24 protein-coding genes are annotated in these 23,687 nt (G+C 40.0%); all 24 read left to right on the forward strand.

Annotated features, from left to right (window positions below; translation table 11 throughout):
• The first annotated feature begins 78 nt into the window (after positions 1-78).
• On the forward strand, positions 79-711 hold the full coding sequence (locus ACP2WE_RS18755; RefSeq protein WP_425217069.1) for a response regulator transcription factor: 633 nt from the start codon (positions 79-81) through the stop codon (positions 709-711).
• A 206-nt stretch (positions 712-917) separates the two neighbouring features.
• On the forward strand, positions 918-1,928 hold the full coding sequence (locus ACP2WE_RS18760) for an NAD-dependent 4,6-dehydratase LegB (protein WP_425217070.1): 1,011 nt from the start codon (positions 918-920) through the stop codon (positions 1,926-1,928).
• 18 nt (positions 1,929-1,946) lie between these two features.
• Positions 1,947-3,125, forward strand: a complete 1,179-nt coding sequence (locus ACP2WE_RS18765; RefSeq protein WP_425217071.1) for a LegC family aminotransferase — start codon at positions 1,947-1,949, stop codon at positions 3,123-3,125.
• A 10-nt stretch (positions 3,126-3,135) separates the two neighbouring features.
• Positions 3,136-4,290, forward strand: coding sequence for a UDP-N-acetylglucosamine 2-epimerase (gene neuC, locus ACP2WE_RS18770; protein ID WP_425217072.1), 1,155 nt, complete (start codon positions 3,136-3,138; stop codon positions 4,288-4,290).
• A 16-nt stretch (positions 4,291-4,306) separates the two neighbouring features.
• The gene (neuB, locus tag ACP2WE_RS18775; protein ID WP_425217134.1) at positions 4,307-5,395 is read left to right on the forward strand and encodes an N-acetylneuraminate synthase; all 1,089 of its coding nucleotides are present in this window, start codon (positions 4,307-4,309) and stop codon (positions 5,393-5,395) included.
• 24 nt (positions 5,396-5,419) lie between these two features.
• The gene (locus tag ACP2WE_RS18780) at positions 5,420-6,055 is read left to right on the forward strand and encodes an acetyltransferase (protein WP_425217073.1); all 636 of its coding nucleotides are present in this window, start codon (positions 5,420-5,422) and stop codon (positions 6,053-6,055) included.
• Between the two features lie 3 nt (positions 6,056-6,058).
• Positions 6,059-7,108, forward strand: coding sequence for a nucleotidyltransferase family protein (locus ACP2WE_RS18785; protein ID WP_425217074.1), 1,050 nt, complete (start codon positions 6,059-6,061; stop codon positions 7,106-7,108).
• Positions 7,105-7,824, forward strand: coding sequence for an acylneuraminate cytidylyltransferase family protein (locus ACP2WE_RS18790; protein ID WP_425217075.1), 720 nt, complete (start codon positions 7,105-7,107; stop codon positions 7,822-7,824). Before ACP2WE_RS18785 ends, ACP2WE_RS18790 begins: the two co-directional genes overlap by 4 nt.
• Complete coding sequence (locus tag ACP2WE_RS18795) at positions 7,811-9,118, forward strand: N-acetyl sugar amidotransferase (protein WP_425217076.1); 1,308 nt, start codon at positions 7,811-7,813, stop codon at positions 9,116-9,118. Before ACP2WE_RS18790 ends, ACP2WE_RS18795 begins: the two co-directional genes overlap by 14 nt.
• A gap of 2 nt (positions 9,119-9,120) precedes the next feature.
• Positions 9,121-9,882 (forward strand): imidazole glycerol phosphate synthase subunit HisF, encoded by a 762-nt coding sequence (hisF, locus tag ACP2WE_RS18800; protein ID WP_425217077.1) that lies wholly within the window; start codon positions 9,121-9,123, stop codon positions 9,880-9,882.
• Between the two features lie 49 nt (positions 9,883-9,931).
• The gene (locus ACP2WE_RS18805; protein WP_425217078.1) at positions 9,932-11,728 is read left to right on the forward strand and encodes an ABC transporter ATP-binding protein; all 1,797 of its coding nucleotides are present in this window, start codon (positions 9,932-9,934) and stop codon (positions 11,726-11,728) included.
• 36 nt (positions 11,729-11,764) lie between these two features.
• Positions 11,765-12,676, forward strand: coding sequence for a hypothetical protein (locus ACP2WE_RS18810; protein ID WP_425217079.1), 912 nt, complete (start codon positions 11,765-11,767; stop codon positions 12,674-12,676).
• Positions 12,677-12,752: 76 nt separating this feature from the next.
• Positions 12,753-13,577, forward strand: coding sequence for a class I SAM-dependent methyltransferase (locus ACP2WE_RS18815; RefSeq protein ID WP_425217080.1), 825 nt, complete (start codon positions 12,753-12,755; stop codon positions 13,575-13,577).
• Positions 13,556-14,152, forward strand: a complete 597-nt coding sequence (locus ACP2WE_RS18820) for an acyltransferase (RefSeq protein WP_425217081.1) — start codon at positions 13,556-13,558, stop codon at positions 14,150-14,152. The genes ACP2WE_RS18815 and ACP2WE_RS18820 overlap by 22 nt, the downstream gene beginning before the upstream one ends.
• Positions 14,142-14,987: a class I SAM-dependent methyltransferase gene (locus ACP2WE_RS18825; protein WP_425217082.1), complete on the forward strand. Its 846-nt coding sequence runs from the start codon at positions 14,142-14,144 to the stop codon at positions 14,985-14,987. Before ACP2WE_RS18820 ends, ACP2WE_RS18825 begins: the two co-directional genes overlap by 11 nt.
• A gap of 18 nt (positions 14,988-15,005) precedes the next feature.
• Positions 15,006-15,929 (forward strand): NAD-dependent epimerase/dehydratase family protein, encoded by a 924-nt coding sequence (locus ACP2WE_RS18830; RefSeq protein WP_425217083.1) that lies wholly within the window; start codon positions 15,006-15,008, stop codon positions 15,927-15,929.
• Positions 15,923-17,086, forward strand: a complete 1,164-nt coding sequence (locus ACP2WE_RS18835; RefSeq protein ID WP_425217084.1) for a glycosyltransferase family 4 protein — start codon at positions 15,923-15,925, stop codon at positions 17,084-17,086. The genes ACP2WE_RS18830 and ACP2WE_RS18835 overlap by 7 nt, the downstream gene beginning before the upstream one ends.
• Before the next feature lie 63 nt (positions 17,087-17,149).
• Positions 17,150-17,872, forward strand: a complete 723-nt coding sequence (locus ACP2WE_RS18840; protein WP_425217085.1) for an FkbM family methyltransferase — start codon at positions 17,150-17,152, stop codon at positions 17,870-17,872.
• A gap of 36 nt (positions 17,873-17,908) precedes the next feature.
• The coding region (locus ACP2WE_RS18845) for a glycosyltransferase (protein ID WP_425217086.1) at positions 17,909-18,551 on the forward strand (643 nt) is incomplete at its 3' end.
• A 194-nt stretch (positions 18,552-18,745) separates the two neighbouring features.
• On the forward strand, positions 18,746-19,645 hold the full coding sequence (locus ACP2WE_RS18850; protein ID WP_425217087.1) for a glycosyltransferase family 2 protein: 900 nt from the start codon (positions 18,746-18,748) through the stop codon (positions 19,643-19,645).
• A gap of 13 nt (positions 19,646-19,658) precedes the next feature.
• Positions 19,659-20,552 (forward strand): glycosyltransferase family 2 protein, encoded by an 894-nt coding sequence (locus ACP2WE_RS18855; protein ID WP_425217088.1) that lies wholly within the window; start codon positions 19,659-19,661, stop codon positions 20,550-20,552.
• 243 nt (positions 20,553-20,795) lie between these two features.
• Entirely contained in the window at positions 20,796-22,673 is a 1,878-nt protein-coding gene (locus ACP2WE_RS18860) for a DUF2779 domain-containing protein (RefSeq protein ID WP_425217089.1), read from the forward strand.
• A 272-nt stretch (positions 22,674-22,945) separates the two neighbouring features.
• A complete protein-coding gene (locus tag ACP2WE_RS18865) occupies positions 22,946-23,479 on the forward strand; it encodes a hypothetical protein (protein ID WP_425217090.1) in 534 nt (177 codons plus the stop codon).
• A gap of 1 nt (position 23,480) precedes the next feature.
• On the forward strand, positions 23,481-23,684 hold the full coding sequence (locus ACP2WE_RS18870; protein WP_425217091.1) for a hypothetical protein: 204 nt from the start codon (positions 23,481-23,483) through the stop codon (positions 23,682-23,684).
• Positions 23,685-23,687: the final 3 nt, after the last annotated feature.

The following is a 23,687-nucleotide window of genomic DNA, read 5'->3' on the forward strand; positions in this document are numbered from 1 at the left end:
TGGGTAGAAAACCAAACTCCTAAAGTTGCTGCTACTATGCTTGACTTTGCGCTACCTAGTTAAAACCTAATTCATGCCATGAAGATTTTGTTGGTAGAAGATGACGAGCTGTTTCGCTTAGGTTTGCGGGTGGCCCTCCAACAAGAGGGCATTGATGTGTTAGCCGAAGCAAGCGATGGCGAAACGGCAGTTCAACTAGCTCAACAATTACCTATCGACGTGGTGCTGCTAGATATCGGCTTACCGGGCATTGGTGGCATTGAGGCCTGCCGTCAAATCCTGCAGGCTAAACCACAACTTCCGATTCTAATCCTGACTTCGCGCGTCCAAAAATCTTTGATTGCTCAACTCATCGAAGCTGGGGCAAAGGGATATTGTCTTAAGGGGGTTGAAGCCAAAGTCCTAATTTTGGCATTGCGATCGCTGGCGGCAGGTGCTTCTTGGTGGGATCAGTCGGTCACAGGAGAAATTCAAGCAGCCTTTCAAAGAAATTTCAAATCTAGCCCTGAATCAATACCCAATTCCTTGACCAAGCGAGAGCAAGAAATTCTCATTCTGATTACAGAAGGAAAAACCAACCATGAAATTGCCGATATTCTCTACATCGCCCCTGGAACGGTCAGAGTTCACGTCCATGCAATTTTGCATAAATTAGGGGTCAGCGATCGCGCCCAGGCCGCCATCTTTGCCTTTCAAAATGGCTTAATCTAGTTGCTCTAACCAACAATGGTGAGCCAAAGCGATCGCAGACTGTCTCAACATGGGTGAGATGCTACAAGTTAGGAGATATACCCATTCGCATAGAAGCCAGTTTCATCTGAGTCCTGATACGATCGTAACCATTAATTTCAAGGAATTCTTGAAATCTCTATCCTACAAAGGTTATGCTACAAATAGGCTCTTAGGAAAGTTATTAATTGAACATTTCTCATCAAAAAATCTTAGTTACGGGTGCTGATGGATTTATAGGTTCGCATTTAACTGAAGAACTAGTAAGGACTGGGCATCAAGTAAGGGCGTTTGTCCTTTATAATTCTTTTAATTCTTGGGGCTGGCTCGATCGTATTGCTCAAGATATTCAATATGATTTAGATGTTTTTACAGGAGATATTCGCGACCCCTTTGGAGTAAAACAAGCAATGAAGGGTTGTGATGTTGTGATTCATCTAGCAGCTTTAATTGCTATCCCCTATTCTTATCACTCTCCTGCTACCTATGTCGATACAAATATCAATGGCACGCTAAATATTGTTCAAGCAGCAAGAGAGTTAGAAGTAAGTAAAGTAGTTGTGACTTCTACAAGTGAAGTGTATGGGACAGCTAAGTTTGTTCCAATGACCGAAGAACATCCCTTACAAGGACAGTCACCTTACTCAGCGAGTAAGATTGGCGCCGACCAAATTGCCATGTCTTTTTATCATGCTTTTAATACCCCTGTAGCAATTATCCGTCCTTTTAATACCTATGGTCCACGTCAATCGGCAAGAGCAGTAATCCCAACTATAATCACTCAAATTGCAGCCGGTAAGCGCCTGCTTAAATTGGGTGCATTACATCCGACAAGAGACTTTAATTATGTACGAGATACTGTACGTGGCTTTATATCCGTTGCGGCATCTAGTGGCTCAATTGGTGAGGTTATTAATATAGGTAGTAATTTTGAAATATCAGTTGGCGATTTAGTCAAGCTGATTTCTGAAGTGATGGGTGTAGAGATTAAGATGGAGACAGATGAAATTAGGTTACGTCCTGAAAAGAGTGAAGTTGAAAGGCTTTGGGCAGATAATACAAAGGCAAAGAATCTGTTGGGATGGGAACCTCTTTACAATGGATATGAGGGACTTAAGCGCGGTTTAACAGAAACTGTTGATTGGTTTGCAAATCCCTCTAATCTAAAGCAATATAAGGCGAATATCTACAATATTTGAAACCATGTGTAATCAGAAATGAGTCATATTGACTTAACTAAACTGCTAAAAGTTTTGCAAGGCGTTTTACCCAAACACAGAGATAGTATCGGATTACATGAGCCTCATTTTGAGGGTAACGAGTGGCTATATGCAAAGGAATGCCTTGATACAGGATGGGTTTCTTCTGTTGGTAAGTTTGTCGATAAATTTGAAGAGCAGTTAGCAGCATATACAGGGGTTAAACATGCGATCGCAGTGGTAAATGGTACTTCGGCACTGCATATCTGTTTGCAGTTAGGTGGGGTAAAAACAGATGATGAGGTTCTTATTCCCTCTATGACGTTTGTAGCAACAACCAATGCTGTTTCTTACTGTGGTGCAATTCCTCACTTTGTTGATTGTGACGAAAAAACCCTCGGTCTCGATCCCTATAAACTCGGTAACTATCTAGATGCGATCGCGGATCTCCGACCAGAAGGATGTTGGAATCGCCAAACTGGGCGACAGATTAAAGCTGTTGTCCCTGTGCATACCTTTGGGCATCCTGTCGATCTTGAGCCACTTTTACGAGTTTGTAGCCACTTTAATTTAGCTTTAATAGAAGATGCGGCAGAATCATTAGGCAGCTTTTATGAGAATCGACATACAGGCAATTGGGGGTTAATTTCGGCTCTTAGCTTCAATGGGAATAAGATCGTAACTACAGGTGGTGGCGGTGCGATTTTAACAAATGATATGTCTTTGGGAAAATTAGCCAAACATATCACCACAACTGCAAAGGTCTCTCATGCATGGGAAATCTCTCACGATCGGGTTGGCTATAACTATCGCCTCCCTAATTTCAATGCCGCTTTAGGCTGTGCGCAACTTGAACAACTTCCTAAATTTTTAGCTAGTAAACGATCGTTGGCAGCGCAATACGAACGAGTTTTACAGGGATGGGAAGGACTTTACTATTTTACTGAACCAAGATTTGCCCGAAGTAACTATTGGTTAAATGTTTTACTTTTTGATGAAGAATGTGCTTGGCAACGAGATGAGTTCCTCAATTTAACAAACAGTAATGGCATTATGACCCGTCCTGTTTGGACACCCATGCATAAGTTACCCATGTTTACTCATCATCCTAGAATGGATGTTAGTGTCACTGAAAGTTTAGCTAGAAGAATAATTAATCTTCCAAGTAGTAGCTTTTTAGCAGAAGAAGGTTCTTAAGTAATAAATTATGCAGCAGAAGCTTAGAATTTGTGCTGTCACGGGCACTCGCGCCGACTACGGACTTCTATATTCAGTGATGCGAGAGATTCAATCTAAACCTGATTTGCAGTTGCAATTAATTGTAACAGGAATGCATCTTTCACCTGAGTTTGGGTTGACCTATCAAGAAATTAGTAAAAATGAATTTGAGATTGTAGCAAAAGTAGAAATGCTCCTATCCAGTGATACACCTGTTGGTATTACAAAGTCGATAGGGCTAGCGGTAATTGGTTTTGCTGATGCCTTGGAACGAGCACAGCCAGATATTTTATTGGTTTTGGGCGATCGCTATGAAATTCTTGCCTCAGTTCAAGCAGCATTAATCGCAAAAATTCCCGTTGCCCACATTGCTGGTGGTGACACTACAGAAGGTGCATTTGATGAGTCAATTCGCCATGCCATCACCAAGATGTCTCACCTGCATTTTGTCACGAATGAAATTTCAGCTAAGCGAGTGCGCCAACTGGGTGAAAACCCCGATATCATCTATAACTATGGTAGCCCAGGCATCGATCAAATTAAACGACTCACGATGTTAAGTCGGTTTGAACTGGAAAAGTCTCTAGACTTCAAGTTTAGAGAAAAGAATATTCTCGTTACTTTTCATCCTGTCACACTTGATATGCAGTCTACTGCCAAGCAATTTCTAGAGATTCTCCAAGGAATTGACGCTTTAGGTAGCAATTTGGGCATTATATTTACAATGCCCAATTCCGATCCTAGTGGTAGAACTATCATACAAATGATTGCTAACTATGTCCGTACTCATCCCCATGCAGTCGCCTATACTTCCTTAGGTCAACTTCGCTATCTCAGCACGATCTCCCAAGTTGATGCAGTTGTGGGCAATTCCTCAAGCGGTCTTTACGAAGTTCCCTCTTTTTGTAAACCAACTGTAAATATTGGCGATCGCCAAAAGGGAAGACTACAGGCAACCTCAATTATTAACTGCGAACCCATTGCTGCTGAGATTACTAAAGCTATCCAAGCAGCCTTTAGAATGGACTGTTCGCAAACAGCGAATCCTTACGGAGATGGTAACAGTGCCACAAGAATTGTACAAATACTTCAACAAATACGAGAACCATCCCAATTACTGAAAAAGCATTTTTTTGACATTTAGTTAGGAGTACTCCATGATGAGAACAAATCGAAATGTTTATATCATTGCTGAAGCTGGAGTGAACCATAACGGTTCTCTAGAACTTGCCAAACAACTAGTTGATGTCGCAGTTGCATCTGGAGCTGATGCTGTTAAATTCCAGACATTCAAAGCAGAAAAAGTTGTGAGTCAATCTGCACCTAAAGCAGCATATCAATCTCAAGTAACAGATGCTTCGGAATCTCAATTAGAAATGATTAAGCATTTGGAACTAGATGAAGATGCCCATAACATATTGTTAGATTATTGCCAAAAGAGAAATATTCAGTTTCTTTCTACTCCCTTTGATTTAGAGAGTGTCGATTTGCTAGCATCCAAACTCAATTTGCCGAGGCTAAAACTTCCTTCAGGGGAAATTACTAACGCACCTCTTCTGTTAAAGGCTGCTCAGACACACAAACCGATTATTCTCTCAACAGGAATGAGCACCCTTGGAGAGGTAGAAGCGGCTTTAGGAGTATTGGCTTTCGGATATACACAAACCAATGAGTCACCTTCTATTTCTGCATTTCAGGCAGCCTATCGTTCTACATTAGGTCAGCAAGCATTACAGCAAAACGTCGTGTTACTCCACTGCGTTACAGAATATCCCACCCCCTTTGCAGAAGTAAATCTAAGAGCTATGGATACCCTAAAGGCTGCTTTTGGTTTGCCCGTTGGCTTTTCCGATCACACATTAGGAATTGCGATCGCGATCGCGGCAGTAGCTCGTGGCGCAACAATTATCGAAAAGCATTTTACCCTGGATCGTAATTTACGCGGTCCAGATCATCAAGCTTCCTTAGAACCGAATGAATTAGCAACAATGGTGAAGTCTATTCGGCAAGTGGAAGAAGCGCTGGGTTCAGGACTAAAAATACCCGCACCATCAGAGCTAAAAAATCAAGCGATTGCCCGCAAGAGTTTAGTAGCTGCGGTACCTATTGCCGCAGGACATATCTTTACGACCCAAAATTTAACAACTAAAAGATCGGGGATAGGTATTCCGCCCATAGACTATTGGCAATGGCTAGGAAAAACAGCCGCCAAAGACTATAAGCAAGATGAGATAATTAGTAATGGATAATAAGCAATCCGATTTAGGCCAACTATGACTTTGCCAATCATTATTCTTGGGGCAGGTGGACACAGCAAAGTTTTAATGGATGCTTTAATTGCCCAAAAAACTAAAATTCTTGGTGTTACTGATTGCGAATTGGCAAAAAAGGGTAACTTACTGTTAGGGATAGAAGTAATTGGCGACGATCGCGTAGTCCTAAGTTACAAGCCCAATGCAATTCACTTAGTGAATGGAGTTGGGTCAGTGGGTATTCCTACGCAACGAAAACATCTATTCTGTAAATTTACAGAATTAGGATATAGTTTCGCGCACGTTATTCATCCCTCTACGGTGATCGCTGCTAGTGTCCATTTTGCAGAAGGAGTACAAATCATGGCAGGTGCTGTAGTCCAGACAGGTTGCCGCATCGGTAAGAATTCTATTATTAACACAAAAGCCTCCGTAGATCACGACTGCGCGATCGCTGCTCATGTGCATATTGCGCCCGGAGTTACTCTTTCTGGAGAAGTAGAAGTGGGCGAAGGCGTACATATTGGTACCGGTGCGACTGTCATTCAAGGAATTCGGATCGGGAAAAATAGTCTGATAGGGGCAGGATCTGTAGTCACGCGGGACGTACCAGCAGGGGTAACGGTTATGGGTGTGCCTGCGCGGGAGGTAAAGTAATCCATGAAAGGTTGGCAAGATACATTAATTACTCTTAATCATTCCATTCGTGCAGTAATTCAAAGTATTGATAAAAGTGGATTACAGATTGCTTTAGTGGTTAATGACCAAAGGCAACTATTAGGAACTGTCACCGATGGCGATATTCGACGTGCCATCCTTAAAGGCTTTTCTTTAGAAGATTCTGTTGCCCAGATTATGAACTCTCAACCGATCGCAGTTACTACCACTACTTCTCATACTGAGATCTTAGGAATTATGAGACGTAAGGTATTGCGCCAAATTCCTGTGATCGATCGAGCAGGTATAGTAGTTGACCTTGCTTTGTTAGATGCATTACTGGAAGCTACACAGCGCCATAACTGGGTTGTCTTAATGGCAGGGGGACTTGGTTCCCGTTTAGCACCTTTAACCAACGACTGTCCAAAACCTCTTCTAAAAGTAGGTGGTAAACCTATTCTCGAAAACATTCTAGAGAGCTTTATTAACGAAGGGTTTCACAAGTTCTTTATTAGTGTGAATTATAAGTCTCACATGATTGAGGAATACTTTGGCAATGGGTCACATTGGGGAGTTGACATTTGCTATCTGCGCGAACAACAGCGTCTCGGTACCGCAGGAGGTTTGGGATTGCTGCCAGAGCGACCTCAGCAACCCATGTTTGTTATGAATGGAGACTTACTGACTAAGGTTAGCTTTCTGACAATGCTAAATTTTCATCAAGAGCATCAAAGCGTGGCAACTATGGCAGTGCGAGAATACGATTTTCAGATTCCTTTTGGTGTTGTGCAAACCGATCGTAATCGAATTACTGATATTATCGAAAAGCCGTTATATAAATTCCATGTCAACGCAGGCATCTATCTTTTGGAACCATCTTGTCTAGATCTAATTCCTTCTCAAGAATACTATGACATGCCAAATCTGTTCAAAACCTTGGCGCAACAGCAAGAAATTGTAATGCCTTTTCCCACATCAGAGTATTGGTTAGATGTGGGAAGAATAGATGATTTTGAGCGTGCGAATGTGGAATTTTGTGAGGTGTTTGCATGATTTCTGGAAAAACAGTCCTTGCAATTATTCCTGCACGCGGTGGCTCTAAGGGTGTGCCACGGAAGAATATTCGCAACATTGCGGGGAAACCTCTCATTGCTTGGACAATTGCCGCAGCCCAACGCTCTAAATACATAGATCGCCTCATTCTCTCCTCAGAAGATGAAGAAATCATTCAAATTGCTCAAGCATGGGGTTGTGAGCTTCCCTTTCGACGACCTGCTGAATTAGCACAGGATTGTACACCAAGCATATTGCCAATTATCTATACCCTAGAACAGCTAGCCCAGGGTATGCCTCCTAAACACTATGATTATGTTGTTTTGCTTCAACCAACATCACCATTACGCAATGTGACAGATATTGACAGTTGTTTAGAAAAATGTGTGAATCAGCAGAGCAATGCCTGCGTTTCAGTCACAAAAGCTGAGCAAAATCCCTATTGGATGTATATGGTAGATGCAGATAGTCGAATGCGATCGCTAATGCAGTCCGCAGATGTAATTCCACGACGACAGGATCTGCCTACGGTATATGCCCTCAATGGTGCAATTTATGTTGCAAAATGTGAGTGGTTATTGCAAACGAAATCTTTTTTAACCGAAGAGACGATCGCCTATTTAATGCCACAGGAAAGGTCGTTAGACATAGATACAGAGATAGATTTAGCTATTTTGGAAATCATGCTACAGGATAGAGAATATGCCACAGTCTGAACTATTATCTGCACGCAATTTGGAACCTGTTTTAGAAGCTAAATATGGTTTGCCAAGAGAAATAAAATTTTGCAAATCCTGCGTGATCTCTAATCAACGTCCTAACTCTGCGATCGAGTATACCCATACAAAAGATAGTAAAAAGAAAACCATTCACTTTGATGACAACGGTATTTGTGACGCTTGCCAGATCGCACAACAAAAAAAGACACAGATTAATTGGCACGAACGAGAACAAGAGTTAAAGGATTTATGCGATCGCCATCGTAGTCAAGATGGTTCCTATGACTGCATTTTGCCCGGCTCTGGCGGCAAAGATAGTTTTTATGCTGCCCATATCCTCAAGTATAAATACAACATGCATCCTTTGACGGTTACTTGGGCACCACATAGCTACACAAAATGGGGATGGGAAAACTTCCAAGCTTGGATTCACGCTGGATTCGATAACTATCTTTGCACCCCTAACGGTCGTGTGCACAGACTCCTGACCCGTTTGGCGGTAGAAAATCTTTTCCACCCTTTTCAACCATTTATTATTGGGCAGAAAGCACTTGCTCCTAAAATGTCGATTCTACATCGCATTCCATTAGTGTTTTATGGTGAAAACGAAGCTGAATATGGCAATCCCATTTCCGATAATCAAACAGCTAAGCGAGATTGGTCATATTTCACTGCTGAAGATAAATCACAAATCTACCTAGGTGGAACCTCTGTGCAGGATCTAGAGCAATATTTTGATATCCAAGCCAACGATCTACAGCCTTATTTACCTGCTAATCCAGAGGCAATAGCCAAGCAAAAAGTGGAAGTTCATTATCTTGGCTACTATCTAAAATGGCATCCTCAAAGTTGCTATTACTATGCTGTTGAGCATGGAGGATTCCAAGCTTCCCCCGAACGCACGCCCGGAACATACAGCAAGTACAATAGTATTGATGACATGATCGATGACTTGCACTATTACACAACCTTCATTAAATTCGGTATTGGGCGTGCAACCTATGATGCTGCCCAAGAAATTCGTTCCAGCGATATCACCCGCGAAGAAGGTGTAGCACTTGTCAAAAGATTTGATGGGGAATTTCCCGAACGATTCACCGAGCAAATTTTTCGCTATCTGAGTATTGATTCCAAGGAATTTCCCAAAGCATCAACGATGTTTGAGCAGCCAGAGATTGATCGCAATTACTTTATGCAACTTGCCGATCGCTTCCGTTCACCACATCTTTGGCAACAAAAAAATGGAAAATGGGAGCTACGCCATACGGTCTGGGCTAGTCCAGAGAATTAATCATGATTAGTATTCGTCTCATTGCGCGTTTAGATGTCAAAGGAACCAACCTCATTAAGGGTATTCACCTTGAAGGACTAAGGGTTGTTGGCGATCCGCAAGTATTTGCCCAGCGCTATTATGAGGCAGGAGCAGATGAGTTAATTTATATGGATGCTGTGGCAAGTCTTTATGGGCGCAACAACTTAACTGCGATCGTCAAACATACCGCCCAAAATATTTTTATTCCACTCACTGTTGGAGGAGGAGTACGTTCGATAGAAGATGTCAAAACACTTTTACGCAGTGGAGCAGATAAAATCGCTATTAACACCGCAGCAATACAACGCCCTGAGCTAATTACTGAAGTTGCTCGTCAGTTTGGTTCTCAGTGCATGGTGCTTTCAATCGAAGCCAAGCAAATATCCAATTGCCGATGGGAGGCTTACACTGATAATGGGCGGGAGCGCACGGGTATTGATGTTGTAGAGTGGGCAAAAAAAGGAGTTGCACTGGGTGTAGGTGAAATTTTACTCACGTCAGTGGATCGAGAAGGAACACGCAAGGGCTTTGATCTCAACTTAAATCAGGCTGTAGCGGAAGCTGTATCTGTGCCAGTCATTGCTAGTGGTGGGATGGGAGCAGTAGACCATTTACTTGAGGTGATTCAAGTAGGCAAGGTAAGTGCTGTTGCAATGGCAGATGTACTTCACTACGATCGCCTCAGTTTGCAGACAATGCGTAAAGCTGCTATAGATCGAGGAATACAGATCAGGACTACATAAACAGTAGTTTTCAACAATCATCTACAGGCTGAAACTACATTTCTTGAGCATGAATAACTTACTCAGCAAGTTTCTCTATATTTTTAATCGCCAAGAGAAATGGCAGATTCTTTCAATTTTTATTCTGATGTTTATAGGGTCAGGACTAGAAACTTTAGGGGTTGGACTTATTCCTGCTTTTGTTACCCTTCTGGGTAATCCTGACATTATTCAAAAACAGCAATCTTTTCAATGGCTATATATAAAGTTAGGCGTAAATTCTAATCAAGACTTTTTATTTTGGGTAAGCATTATGCTTATGGGAATTTATTTGTTTAAGAATGCTTATCTCGCTACTTTAACATATTGGCAATATTACTTTTTGTACAAAAAACAGGTTTCTCTATCTAATCGCTTGTTGCAAGCATATCTTTATAGTCCATATACATTTCATCTCCAGCGTAATTCGGCTGATTTAGTTCGAAATGTTACTTCTGAAATACCGCAAATTTTTGTGGGTGTCCTTGTGCCGATGCTGATATTAATTACTGAGATTATGGTGATGAGTTGCATTGCGCTTTTGCTAGCGATCGTGGAACCAGTATCATCTGCGATCGCTGCTATCTTTTTAGGAATATCGATATTTGGATTAAATAAAACTATCCGTAAGCAGATGAGTGGACAAGGTCTAATTCGCCAAGAACAAATTGGACAAATGATTCAATGGGTTAATCAAGGTCTAGGTGGTATTAAAGAGACTAAAATATTAGGAAGGGAAACATTTTTTCTAGATAGATTTACAAGAAGTACCGAAGCATTTGGTAAAGCCAATTTATTTGTGGGACTTGCGACTCAATTACCGAACCTATTTATTGATGCGATTTTGATTGCTGCTGTACTGCTAATTGTAATTTTTAGTTTGCTCCAAGGTAGAGAAATTCAATCTATTTTACCAATGTTGTCTTTGTTTGCGATCGCGGCACTACGTCTCATGCCATCTGCAAAACGCATTGTCTCGACAATCACTACCATTCGTTATCTCAAACATACTGTCGATTTGATCTACCAGGATCTGGTGGACTTAGAAACAACATCGATTCTACTGCCAACGTTAAATTACTCTGCATCTCCAACAACGCAGCTTAAACAGTTAATTGAACTGCGAAACATTCACTATCAGTACCCTAATGCGACAAAGCCCTCACTCTCAGGCATTTCTTTAGCAATTATGAAAGGTGAATCGATTGCATTTATCGGCTCATCGGGAGCAGGCAAGACAACAATTGTTGATGTGATTTTGGGGTTACTAAAACCGACTGAAGGCGAAATTCTAGTTGATGCTAAAAATATTTTTACCGATCTTGCTAGTTGGCAGCAGCAAATTGGGTATATCCCCCAAAGTATCTATCTTTCAGACGACACTATTCGGAGTAATATTGCCTTTGGCTTAGCAACTGATGAAATTGATGAAGCACAGGTATGGAATGCGATTAAAGCGGCTCAGCTAGAAGAACTAGTCTCTAGTCTACCGGAGCAATTAGATACCCTTGTTGGCGAGCGTGGTATTCGTTTATCTGGAGGGCAACGTCAACGCATAGGTATCGCTAGGGCGTTGTATCATAACCCAGAGGTAATTGTGATGGATGAAGCGACTGCTGCCTTGGACAATACCACTGAGAGAGAATTCATGCAGGCGTTAGAATCTATGAGTAGAGAGAAAACTATGATTATGATTGCTCATCGTCTCAGTACCGTCAAAAATTGCAATCAGCTCTATTTGATGCAGGAGGGGAAGATAATTTGCTCAGGTACATACAACGAGTTGTTATCGCAAAATATTGAATTTCAGTTACTCGCACAATTATAATCAAACGGTTTACTGGACAATCTAATCGAAATTATTATGAGAAAACTACAAATCACAGATTTTATTCGTGACTGGATATTACCTCCTAGAATATATCAACATATTGCTCACAGCAAAAAGACACTTTTAAATAAAATAACTAATCCAGAAGACACTTCTATACTTTTAAAGAATAGGAAATTAAAAAACAAATTTTTTAATAAACGTTGTTTTGTTATTGGAAATGGTCCATCATTGGCTAGGCAAGATTTAACATGTCTCAAAGATGAGATTACTATTGTATGCAATCAATTCCACAAAAATGATGTTATCAAACAATGGCAACCAACTATTTTTTGTAGTGGAGATCCTGTTTCTAGTTACCTTGCTGGAGATCCTATTTCTAGTTGCCTATTAAATATTGATGATTCCCTATTGTATTTAAAGGAAATTTTTAGATTCACAAATGCTTTGGATTATATTTTCCCTGTTTGCACATACAAATTCATTCAAAACTATGCTGATGATTTGCAATTAGAGCATATAGATCAAAGCAATTTGTTGGGTGTTAACTTCGGCTGGGATTTGGATACTTTGCCTTCCACCAATATTAATATTGATTTAACGAAGGATGTACCATCTATTTCTCATACTCCAATGTTAAGTATCATGACTGCTATTTATATGGGCTGCAATCCAATTGTTTTAATTGGATGCGATCACGATAATTTTTATAAATATATTAAAGGAGATTATAAAATTACTCATTTTTATGAAGAATTAAATCCTGGAAGCTTAAAAAATTACTCCTATCTGATTATGACTGATGCAATAAGAAAAACATATAACTCATATCAAAACCTTAACTTTATTGCTTGTAATAAAGGAATTAAAATTTTTGATGCTACCGATCAAGGACATCTAGACGTTTTTGAAAAATGCGACTTTCTTTCTTTCTTTGACAACTAATTTTAAAACCTGTATAAATCTGCATCTAGAAATTAGTATCAAGAATTATTTAACCTAGATATTTAAGAGCTTAGATATGAGTTTACTACAAAAAATTAAAGACAACTTAAATTACAGTTTCTATTTAGTTAACGGAAAAAAGCCTTGGACTCGAGGTTACAATGTCTACAAAGAAAGACAGATAAAACAAATTCTTGACAGTCAAGAATTCAATGCTAATTTATTAAAACAGAACTATGGATTGAGACTTGATGAAAGGGTTATAGAGTATCCTTGGCTATTTTCTCAGTTACCTAAATATAGTGGTTATCTTCTGGATGCTGGTTCAGCATTAAACCATAGTTTCTTAATCTCTAGAGAAGTATTAAATTCAAAGCATATTTTTATTTCTACCCTAGCTCCAGAAACTAATTACTTCTCGCATAGAGATATCTCATATGTTTATGAAGATCTTAGGAGTACTTGCTATAAAAATGATTTTTTTGACTGGATAGTATGTATCTCTACATTAGAACATATTGGATTGGACAATACTATGTTGTATACGACTGATGAATCAAAGAAAGAAAGCGACTTTAATTCCTATCTAAGTGCAATCAAAGAATTCTATCGTGTATTAAAGATAGGTGGAACTTTATTCTTAACTGTTCCATTTGGAAAATATGTAAATCATGGATGGTTTCAAGTATTTGATAGTGAAATGGTTGACTTAGTAATTAGCACTTTTTCTCCAACATTTGTTACCGAATTTTACTATCAATATGAAAATAATGGTTGGCAGATATCCTCAAGAGAAAAGTCTAAAAATGCAACATGCTTTGATATACACAAGCAAAAGACATATGAGCCTGATTTTTTGGCATTCTCACGTGCAATTGTATGTTTAAAACTGGTGAAATAATTCTACAAAAAATCAAGAAAATAATTAGATTTTTAAGCGGTCGTAGGAACTTTATATTAAAGTCTAATGCGGTTGTATACCCTATTGCAAGCATCGCTAATAATCTTCAAGATCCTAATGCAATAGAAATCGGAGAATTTAGTCACATTAAAGGCGAATTACTGACTTTTGGTCATAACGGAAAAATCAAAATTGGTAAATACTGCTATCTTGGTGAGCAATCTAGGATTTGGTCTGCTCAAGAAATACTAATTGGAGATAGAGTTTTAATATCTCATAACGTTAATATATTTGATAATGATACTCATCCAATAAGTGCAAAAGCTAGACATGAACAGTTCAAACAAATTATTACCGTCGATCATCCAAAAGTGATTAGTTTAAGAGAAAAACCAATTTTAATTTGTGATGATGCTTTGATTGGTTGTATGGTTATTATTCTTAAAGGAGTTACGATTGGCGAGGGAGCAATTGTTGGTGCTGGGTCAGTTGTTACTAAAGACGTGCCAGCATGGACGATTGTTGCTGGTAATCCAGCGAGGGTAATTCGGGAGATCCGAGAAGATGAACGATAAGCTATTGACTTGGGAAGAAGCCGTACAGTGGTTAAAATCACAGCCAGATTGGCAAGAGCTAGTTAAAGCTTGTTATTATGATGAACATTTAATTGATGCCGCAAAACGATTTGCTGCAAGTGAAGAATGGCAAGCAGTTCAAGATATTGTTAAGCATATGCTTCCATGCAAGATTTTAGATTTAGGTGCAGGCAATGGTATATCTAGCTATGCTTTCGCTAGTTTGGGTTGTGAAGTAACTTCTGTAGAACCTGATCCTAGCAATATTGTTGGTGCTGGTGCAATTATTAAACTTGCAAAAGAATTTAATTTAAATATTGAAGTTGTACAAAATTTTGGTGAAACCTTATCTTTTGCTGATTCTACCTTTGATATTGTTTATGGGAGACAGGTTTTACATCATGCAAATAACCTTGGACAATTGTGCCAAGAAGCTTCTAGAGTATTACGTGCTGGGGGAATGCTAATTGCAACTAGAGAGCATGTCATCTCTCGTCAAGCAGACTTAGATGTTTTTTTGAGATCGCATCCATTGCATGATCTATACGGTGGAGAAAATGCTTTTATGCTAGCCGATTATCGTCGGAGTATCCTAAATGCAGGACTAATCATAAAACATATTTATAGACCTCTTGAATCTGTAATTAATTATGCCCCTTTGACATCAGCGCAGTATAAATTTAAGCTTTCTACCAGATTAAGCAAATTTGTTGGTGGATCGACGGCTCAATGGTTAGTATCTCAACCTTTTATAATTTCTTTATGGGGGCGTATTCATGCTTGGCGCGATCATACTCCTGGTCGTCTTTATTCATTTATTGCCATTAAGTCATAGTTTTAAAGTGAAAGTCAGTTGAAAACAGTCTTAATTACAGGTGTTACAGGTTTCTTAGGGCGATATATCGCTCGCCAATTCAGCCAAGCAGGGTACTTAGTGGCAGGTATCGGTACTCGACCGCCCGAAAATGCACCTCAGCAAGATTTATCACATTATTACCAACTTGTTCTGCCTTCACCAGATTTAGCAGCGATCGCGCAGCAGTTACAACCACAGGTTTGCATTCATTGTGCGGGTAGGGCTTCGGTGGAACTTTCGGTCAGAGATCCTGCTTCCGACTTTCAGGCTAGTGTGGCGATGACATTTCATCTTTTAGATACGCTGCGACTATATGCGCCTAACTGTCATCTCATTTATCTTTCTAGCGCTGCTGTCTATGGCAATCCCAGCATCATTCCCATTCCTGAATCACAAGTAACTGCCCCAATATCTCCCTATGGATTTCACAAATTGATGGGAGAACAACTTTGTGTAGAGTTTTTTCGAGTTTATCAATTGCCAACAACGGTCGCTCGTATCTTTTCCGCCTATGGAGCAGGTTTAAGACGACAAGTAGTTTGGGATATCTGCCAAAAAGCTTTGACCCAGCCAAGTATTAAGCTGCGTGGGACAGGTAATGAGAGTCGCGACTTCATTCATGGTGCTGATGTTGCCCAAGCAATGCTAGTTTTAGCTGAACAGAGCGATCGACAAGCCAATATCTATAACCTAGCTACAGGGGTTGAAACCAGAATTAGAGATCTCGTCGAGTTAATCTTGACAACCATCAACTCCACTGTTGTTGTGGAATTTGATGGTAATCTGGCGCTAGGTATTCCTTTAAACTGGCAAGCAGATGTGACAAATATACATAACCTTGGGTTTAGACCTACAGTCGATCTAGAAAAAGGAATTCGTTCATATATTCATTGGTGTCGAGCTGAGGTGCTGGGGTGGTAAAAGAATTACATATTTGTCTCAATATGGTGTCCGATCCAACTTGGTCGGGGGGCGTTTTATACATACAAAATCTCGTGAAGGCGATCGCAAGTTTGCCAACTAAAGAACAGGAAAATATTCGCTTGAGTTTGGCTGTGGATAAGTCAAATCTGAGACTAGCTGAACCAGTAAGGGAACAAGTTGCTCATATCTATGCTGATGGATCTTTTGAAAATGGATACCTTAGGATATGTAAGGCTTTAGCAATGTATGCTCCATTTATTCCATTAAGATTGCTCAATCCTCGTTCCTATGATTTTATCTATCCCCATTGTGCTCGTGTTAGAGCAGCATATAAATGGGGGGGATGGATTCCTGATTTTCAGCATTATCATTTACCCCATCTCTTTACACCAAAGGAAATGGCTGTGAGGGATACCTTAACAAAAAAAATTGCTGACGCAGCACCTGTAATTGTCTTGAGTAGCCAAATGGCACAGGCAGACTTTTGTAATATTCATCCCTATGCTTGCGATCGCTCTACAGTCATGCATTTTGCTAGTAGTACTGAACCTAGCTGGTTTGAGCTTGATCCCAAAATAATTCAGACCCAATATAACCTTCCCAACGATTTCTTTTTGGTTAGTAACCAGTTCTGGCAACACAAAGACCACACAGTCATCATCGAAGCTTTGGCAATACTGAAAGAACGCAAAATTTTCCCAACTGTTGTGTGCACAGGAAGTACAACTGACTATCGCAATCCCGAATATTTTAAGCAACTACTTTCTAGCATTGAAAGGCTTGGACTTAAGGAAAATCTGAGGGTCTTAGGACTAATCCCGCGAATTGAGCAAATTCAGCTAATGCGTCGATGTATTGCCATAATTCAGCCTTCTTTATTTGAAGGATGGAGTACAGTAATTGAGGATGCGCGTATGTTAGGCAAACCAATTCTAGTTTCTGATTTTCCAGTTCATTTAGAGCAAAATCCTCCCCATGCATATTTCTTTGAGCGTAGAAACGCCGAGCAACTGGCAGAACTAATATCTTATACGTTTACAAGTTTAAAATCAGGACCAGATTTGGAATTAGAAAACTCTGCTAGGCAAGACAACCTCATACGGGTTGAGATGTATGGCAAACGTTTTTTGGAAATTGTAAATACTGTTTTGTAAAGATTGTCATGACGTTTATTAATATCATTTGTCAGGATCGAAGATAGAAAAGAGAAAAGAATTATGAAACGCTTTATAAAAAATATTCTTCAAGATTTACAAGAGAAATTAAGAGGTAGGGGCTTCGAAACAGATGCTTATTCAATGGCATCTGCCTTATCAAGAACAAAATCGAGGAAACCTATTATCCAGACTGTAATTGATATCGGAGCTTCTGATGGAAGATGGTCATTAGCAACTAAAAAATATTTTCCTGAAGCGTTTTACTTTCTTGTCGAAGCAAGAAAAGAGCATGAGCCCGCTCTTGTGAAAGTCAAAGCTCAATATCAAGATATTGACTATGTAATCGCTGCAGCAGGTGATAAAAGTGGACAATGCTACTTTGATGCGTCTGATTTATTTGGGGGGCTCGCTTCACACAGTCCATTCGATCTCAACTGTATTACTGTTCCAATTACGACTATTGACATCGAAGTTCTAACACGGAAGTTAATCCCACCTTTTTTAATTAAGTTAGACACTCATGGTTTTGAAGTTCCAATTTTGGAGGGCGCAAGTCAGGCTTTGAAGAATGCAGAACTTGTAATTATTGAAGCCTATAACTTTCAGCTAACACATGACAGTCTTAAGTTTTATGAGTTATGTGATTATATGGAGAAAAAAGGATTTAGATGTGTTGATATAGCCGAGCCAGTACATAGGTTGAAAGATAAAGCTTTTTGGCAAATCGATCTCTTTTTTGTTCCTTCTAACAATATTGTTTTTAATTCAAATAGCTATCAGTGACCTTATATCTTCTTGCTATGAATATTCGGCGAATCTATGCAAAAAATATCAATAGTTACACCATGTTTTAACTCAGAGAAATACATAAAAGAAACGATAGAATCGGTTATCTGTCAAACCGCTGTGTTATCTCAAAGAGTTGAACTAGAGTACATTATTTGTGATGGTAATTCTTCGGATCGTACGTTATCTATAATTAAATCTATCGACTCAAATTGCATCAAACTAATATCCGAAAATGATTCAGGTATGTATTCTGCTTTATCTAAGGGGTTACGCCTTTCTTCGGGTAATATTATTGCTTATTTGAATGCAGGTGATTACTATCACAAATGTGCATTTGATATTGTTCTAGATTTATTTGAATCCAAACCTATACACTGGCTGACTGGTTATACCGTTGCTTATAATCAGCGATCGCAACTTGTCGGAATAAAATTACCTTATAAATATCGAGAAAGCTTTTTTAATTGTGGATTCTATCTTGAAAAGCTTCCTTGTGTTCAGCAAGAGTCAACGTTCTGGTCTTCTAATTTAAATTCTTTGCTTGACTATGAATTTCTTTCAAATTTGCAATATGCAGGGGATTATTATCTTTGGAAGCAGTTTTCTCGGCAAGAGAAATTAAATATTGTTGAAGCTTATCTGGGAGGATTTAAACATCATAAGGGTCAAATCTNTGAGAATATAGAGGCATACTCTAAAGAAGTTAAAAGTATGTGCTCATTACCGAACGCGAATGATTGGGCTTTAGCTTATTTTGACAAACTAATTTGGTATGCGCCTAGCAAAGTAAAAAAGCTACTGAATCCCCAAAACCTATTTCGATTCGATCACAATCTTCAAATGTGGGTATAACACAAATTAGTTACTATGGATGTTCAGAAAGATACTTATATAATCATCCCCGTACATAACCGCAAACAGATTACGATCGCCTGTTTAGAAAACCTCAAGGCTTGTGGTGATTTACAAAAGTACCATGTGCTCGTGATTGATGATGGTTCTACTGATGGTACTGCTGAGACAATTCGAGAAGGATATCCCATGGTGGAAATTCTCACAGGTGATGGAAATTTGTGGTGGACGGGGGCGATCGCACGAGGAATGCAATATGCCTACGAATGTGGAGCGGCGTACTTGATCTGGCTCAATGATGATTGTCAACTCAGTCAGGGCACTATCGATCGTTTAGTGGATTTTTCTCGCGAGCATCAGGGTGCGATCGTGGGCTGCCAAGGAGTCGAGTCTGAAAACCCAGAGGCGATCGCATTTGGAGGCAAGGCAAAGACATGGAAAGGATATAGATTTATGAATCCTTCTGCAAATACAGTTGTACCTTGCGATCTGCTAAGTGGCAATCTAGTTTGTTTTCCTCGTTCTGTTGTCGATCGCCTTGGCTATCCCAACACAAGATTCACGCCTCATTATGGTGGCGATTCGTTGTATCTAATTCTTGCAAAAAAAGCAGGATTTCAACTATATGTAGATACCCGAAACATTATAGAGAGCGTGCCTGGAGAATCCAAGCTTTATCCCAAACAATGGTTATTAGGTGAAGGCAAACCTTTGGATCTTCTGAATTTAGTTTTTGTTCCCCAATCAGGCTTGAGTTGGCGAGTATGGTTAAAACTGAATTGGGAAGCCTATTCAATTTGGGGGCTTATAATGTTCCTCAAGAAGTATGCATCCATTCTGTGCATTACTTGTTTAAGATTTCTACCACTCAATTTGAGGTGTAAATTGTTTGCCTATGGAAACCATAAGAAATAATAGCATCAGCGTCGTGATAACCTGCTACAGAGAAGGCAAGTTAATGATGGATGCTGTGAATAGTGCGATCGAACAATCGCTGCTTCCAATAGAAATTTTAATTGTCAATGATGCCTCTACCGATCTCGAAACGATCGCAGTTTGCAAAGCCCTAGAACAAACCTCCCTGATTCGCGTAATTTGGAGAACTGAGAATGGTGGTCCTTCCGTGGCGCGAGAAGATGGCTTCAGAACCGCTAGTGGTGAGATTTTAGTGCCCCTTGATGCCGATGATATCTTGCCTCAGAACGCCCTAAAATCTATCGTACAGGCTTTTGAGAATCATCCAAGTGCAGGCTTTGTCTATGGTCAATATCTCAGACAAGATCGGGTGAATGCGGGTCAGGTAGTTGACCCTGGTGACATTTCACTTCAGTCTATGTTGAGAGCCAGACGCTTTTCCCTCAGCACAAATTGGCGATTGATTGGGACGACACCCCTAAAGCGATCGCTGTGGCAGTCCATCGGCGGCTACGATCCTAGTTTTGGCGCGGACGATCTGCATGATGTTGAATTTTGGATCCGCGCGATCGCTTCTGGCTGTACTTACCATAGAATTCCAAATGTGATTTATAATTGGCGCAAGTACTTGGGCAGCAACAGTAAGCGCGTCACACCACTAGCTTGGTATCGCATCGCGCAAAAGTATTTTTCTATTTACCAAGAGATTGGTCTAGAACATCGCGCCTATGAGCTTTTGCTATTGGGTAGTAAGTGGTTGAATAATTTTGAAGAGATTCAAGTCTATTCTCGAGCACTAAGACGTTTTATCCTGCAAGGGAAGTTCCAACTCTCTACGATAATCTCACTTGCCGTTCCCACTAGACTACTACAATTTTTGGCTAGCCAAGCCCAAAACAAAAGGTGAGAACCTCCTGTCTTTATTCCCCCTCAAACCCTCAATGACTCTTATGAGGTTTCAAACCATGGAATGAATATCTGAATCATCTGCACAAACAAGAGCCGCAACATTGTATCTATGATATTTAAGGAATTCAGCGATCGCGGCTATGATTATTTATAGAGCTATTTTCACAAAACAGAATGCACGAAACCCAGAAAATAAATCAACCCACAGAACAAGAATCTAGTAATTAATTTGTCACAAATTATGGTTTTCCTGTCTAAATCAGATTATAAAGTCGCTAAAAATTGCCCGACCAAACTGTACTACAAGAAATTACACTACCCTACCACTAGCTATATCAATAATTACACGAGAATGCTGGCAGACGGTGGGTTTACGATTGGCAAAATGGCAAGATTGCTTTATCCGTCTGGCATAGAAATAAAAGTCGAGCATGACTTAGAACGAGGATTAAGCCAGACAAAAGAAGCACTTCAGCAAGAAAATATTATTTTGTTTGAGCCGATTATTTATGCAAAAAACAAGCTGATTAGGGTAGATATTTTAATTAAAGAAGGAAATAAATTTCAATTAATCGAAGTTAAGTCTAAGTCCTTTGATAGCAATGAAAACAATTGGCTATTAGAAACTAAAGGAATTAATATTTTTAGAAATAAGAAAAATGGGGCAATTAGCAGTGATTGGCGAACCTATATAGAGGATGTTGCCTATCAAATCTATGTTTTGCAAGAGATGCTTAGTGAAATAGACGCTCATGAATTCTTATCCGATCGAGTCGAGATACATCCCTATCTATGTATGCCAGACAAGGCAAAAACTACTGCGATCGACCTTGCGGCACATTTTAAGATTAAGCGCACAGAATCGCAGACTATCCCTTCTAAATTTAGTGGCATCGAGGTTGAGTTCACAGGCGATCTAGAGCAATTGAACCAAAACCACATTCTCGGTCTGATCGGTATCGATCGAGAAGTGCAAGAGGTATTACCTGAAGTGATTGCTCAAACGGAAATCTATCTAGATAGCTTGGTAAATGGATTGCGTAAAATCGAGGTACCACTTAGCAAGCATTGTAAAGGCTGTGAATTTCGGGTAAGCGAAGGTAGCAAAAAAGATGGTTTTAAGGAATGTTGGGGAGAACTAGCAGAAGTAGAGCCGCATATTTTCGATTTATATCATATGGGTCGGGTCGGGGGGCATGAAACCCCTGTGGTCAACGAACTGATCCAAATGGGGAAGGTGAATATGTACGATATACCCCTCGACCAATTGGATGACACCTTTTTTAGTTTCAGACAGCTCATTCAACTGGAATACACAAAAACAAATCGAGAATGGATGTCTGATCAGTTACCGAGCATTATGGCAAAGTGTAGTTATCCGCTCCATTTCATTGACTTTGAGACTTCGCGAATGGCGCTACCCTACCATCCAGGCATGCGTCCTTACGAGCAGGTAGCTTTTCAATGGAGCTGTCACACGATTCCCTCACCTGGAGCAGAACCGATTCATTCAGATTGGATCGATCTCTCGGATGTCTTCCCAAATTTTAGGTTTGCAGAGGCTTTGATGAATCGGCTAGGAGATCGCGGCACAATCTTAACTTGGGCAACCCATGAGAATAGCGTTCTGCGCGATATTTACTATCAAATGGAAGCCTATGAGTACGAGCATCCCAAACTCAAGGCTTGGCTGGCAAAAGTTGCAAAACTCAATAGCAAAGATAAAACGCAATTGGTGGATATGAACGCGCTTACGTTGAAACATTATTTCCATCCCCTCATGAAAGGGAGAACTTCGCTGAAGTGTGTTTTGCCTGCGATCTGGAAGACAAACCCTTATTTGCATCAAATTCCTTGGATGACTGCATATTTCAAAGAGGTTGACGGTCAAATCCTAAATCCCTACGAGACACTGCCACCGCTTGAAATCTCAGATAAAGCCGAGGTAATTACGGAAGGAACTGGTGCCATGCTGGCTTATCAAAACATGATGTATGGGGAACATCAAGATTGCCCCGAAATTAGGCAAATGTGGCGCGAGCTATTAAAGCAATATTGCTGCTTAGACACGATGGCAATGGTAATTATTTGGACGCACTGGCAAAAAAAAGTAGGTTGATGAATCAAGCGTGATTGATAGATTTGCTCAGGAATTTTTTCATTCTTTGAGTCATTTTGCAAAGTTTTTTGAATCGATTAAAAATGGAACAAACCTTGAAGATAGTGCATCTGCCTATCTTACTTTTCACGGCATCTTTGAAAGTATAATAGAAAGGCATCTCAGTCAAAGGTTACGGAACTTTAAGGTAGGCAATTTTCATCTTCAGATCGATTCTATTACCGCATATCGCCATTGAGTTGCTTAATCTAGTTGTAGAAAATGGAGTGTCCATGAAGATCAAGTTTGTATCTTTTGTGCTGATGCTGGGATTACCTTTTGTTATTGGAGAGGATGGCTCGGTCTCGACCTTAAAACCCCTTTCTCAAATTTCGCAGTACCCTAGCAGAGCGACTGCTAGCAAGCAGCAGATCGAACAAGATCAGGCCGAATGTAATTTTTTGGCATTTGGTGGTGGTGGTACCCCTCACAATAACGAAATTGCCCTCGAAAAAAATCTGCTCTATTTTCAGCGAACTCTCAGCACCATGGGATACTCTTCCTCTATTGCCACCATATTTTTTGCTAATGGAAATAATGGGCAAGCCACTGTCAGATATATTGACAATGCTGGCAATCAGAGATTCAAAGTGCCCGCAATCCCCGATCTTAAGGGAGCCTCTACCGTCGAAAATTTAAAGCGATCGCTAGCTGACTACAGTAACTCTACTAAGCCTTTATTTTTCTACTTCACTGGACACGGAGCTTCTCCAAACTGCTCGCCCAGAGCAGCGCTATGTCGCGATCGCGCTCAGTCAAAAATTTAGCATGAATCCTAACCTTTCTTTTTATGAGAACCAAAAGAATCTCTCCCTCGATCTAAATAAATTCAAAACTGAAGCTGATACAGCATACTTCGTCCGCCTTCAAATGGAATTAATTAACATTGGCATCGAAAGAAAAATTCGTAACGCTGGTAATCCCCAAAGCATTACTATCCTCGATCGCATTCTCAACTGCGAAAACAGCTAAAAT

It is taken from the genome of Tumidithrix helvetica PCC 7403 (assembly GCF_965232925.1).
Taxonomy (GTDB): domain Bacteria; phylum Cyanobacteriota; class Cyanobacteriia; order Pseudanabaenales; family Pseudanabaenaceae; genus Tumidithrix; species Tumidithrix helvetica.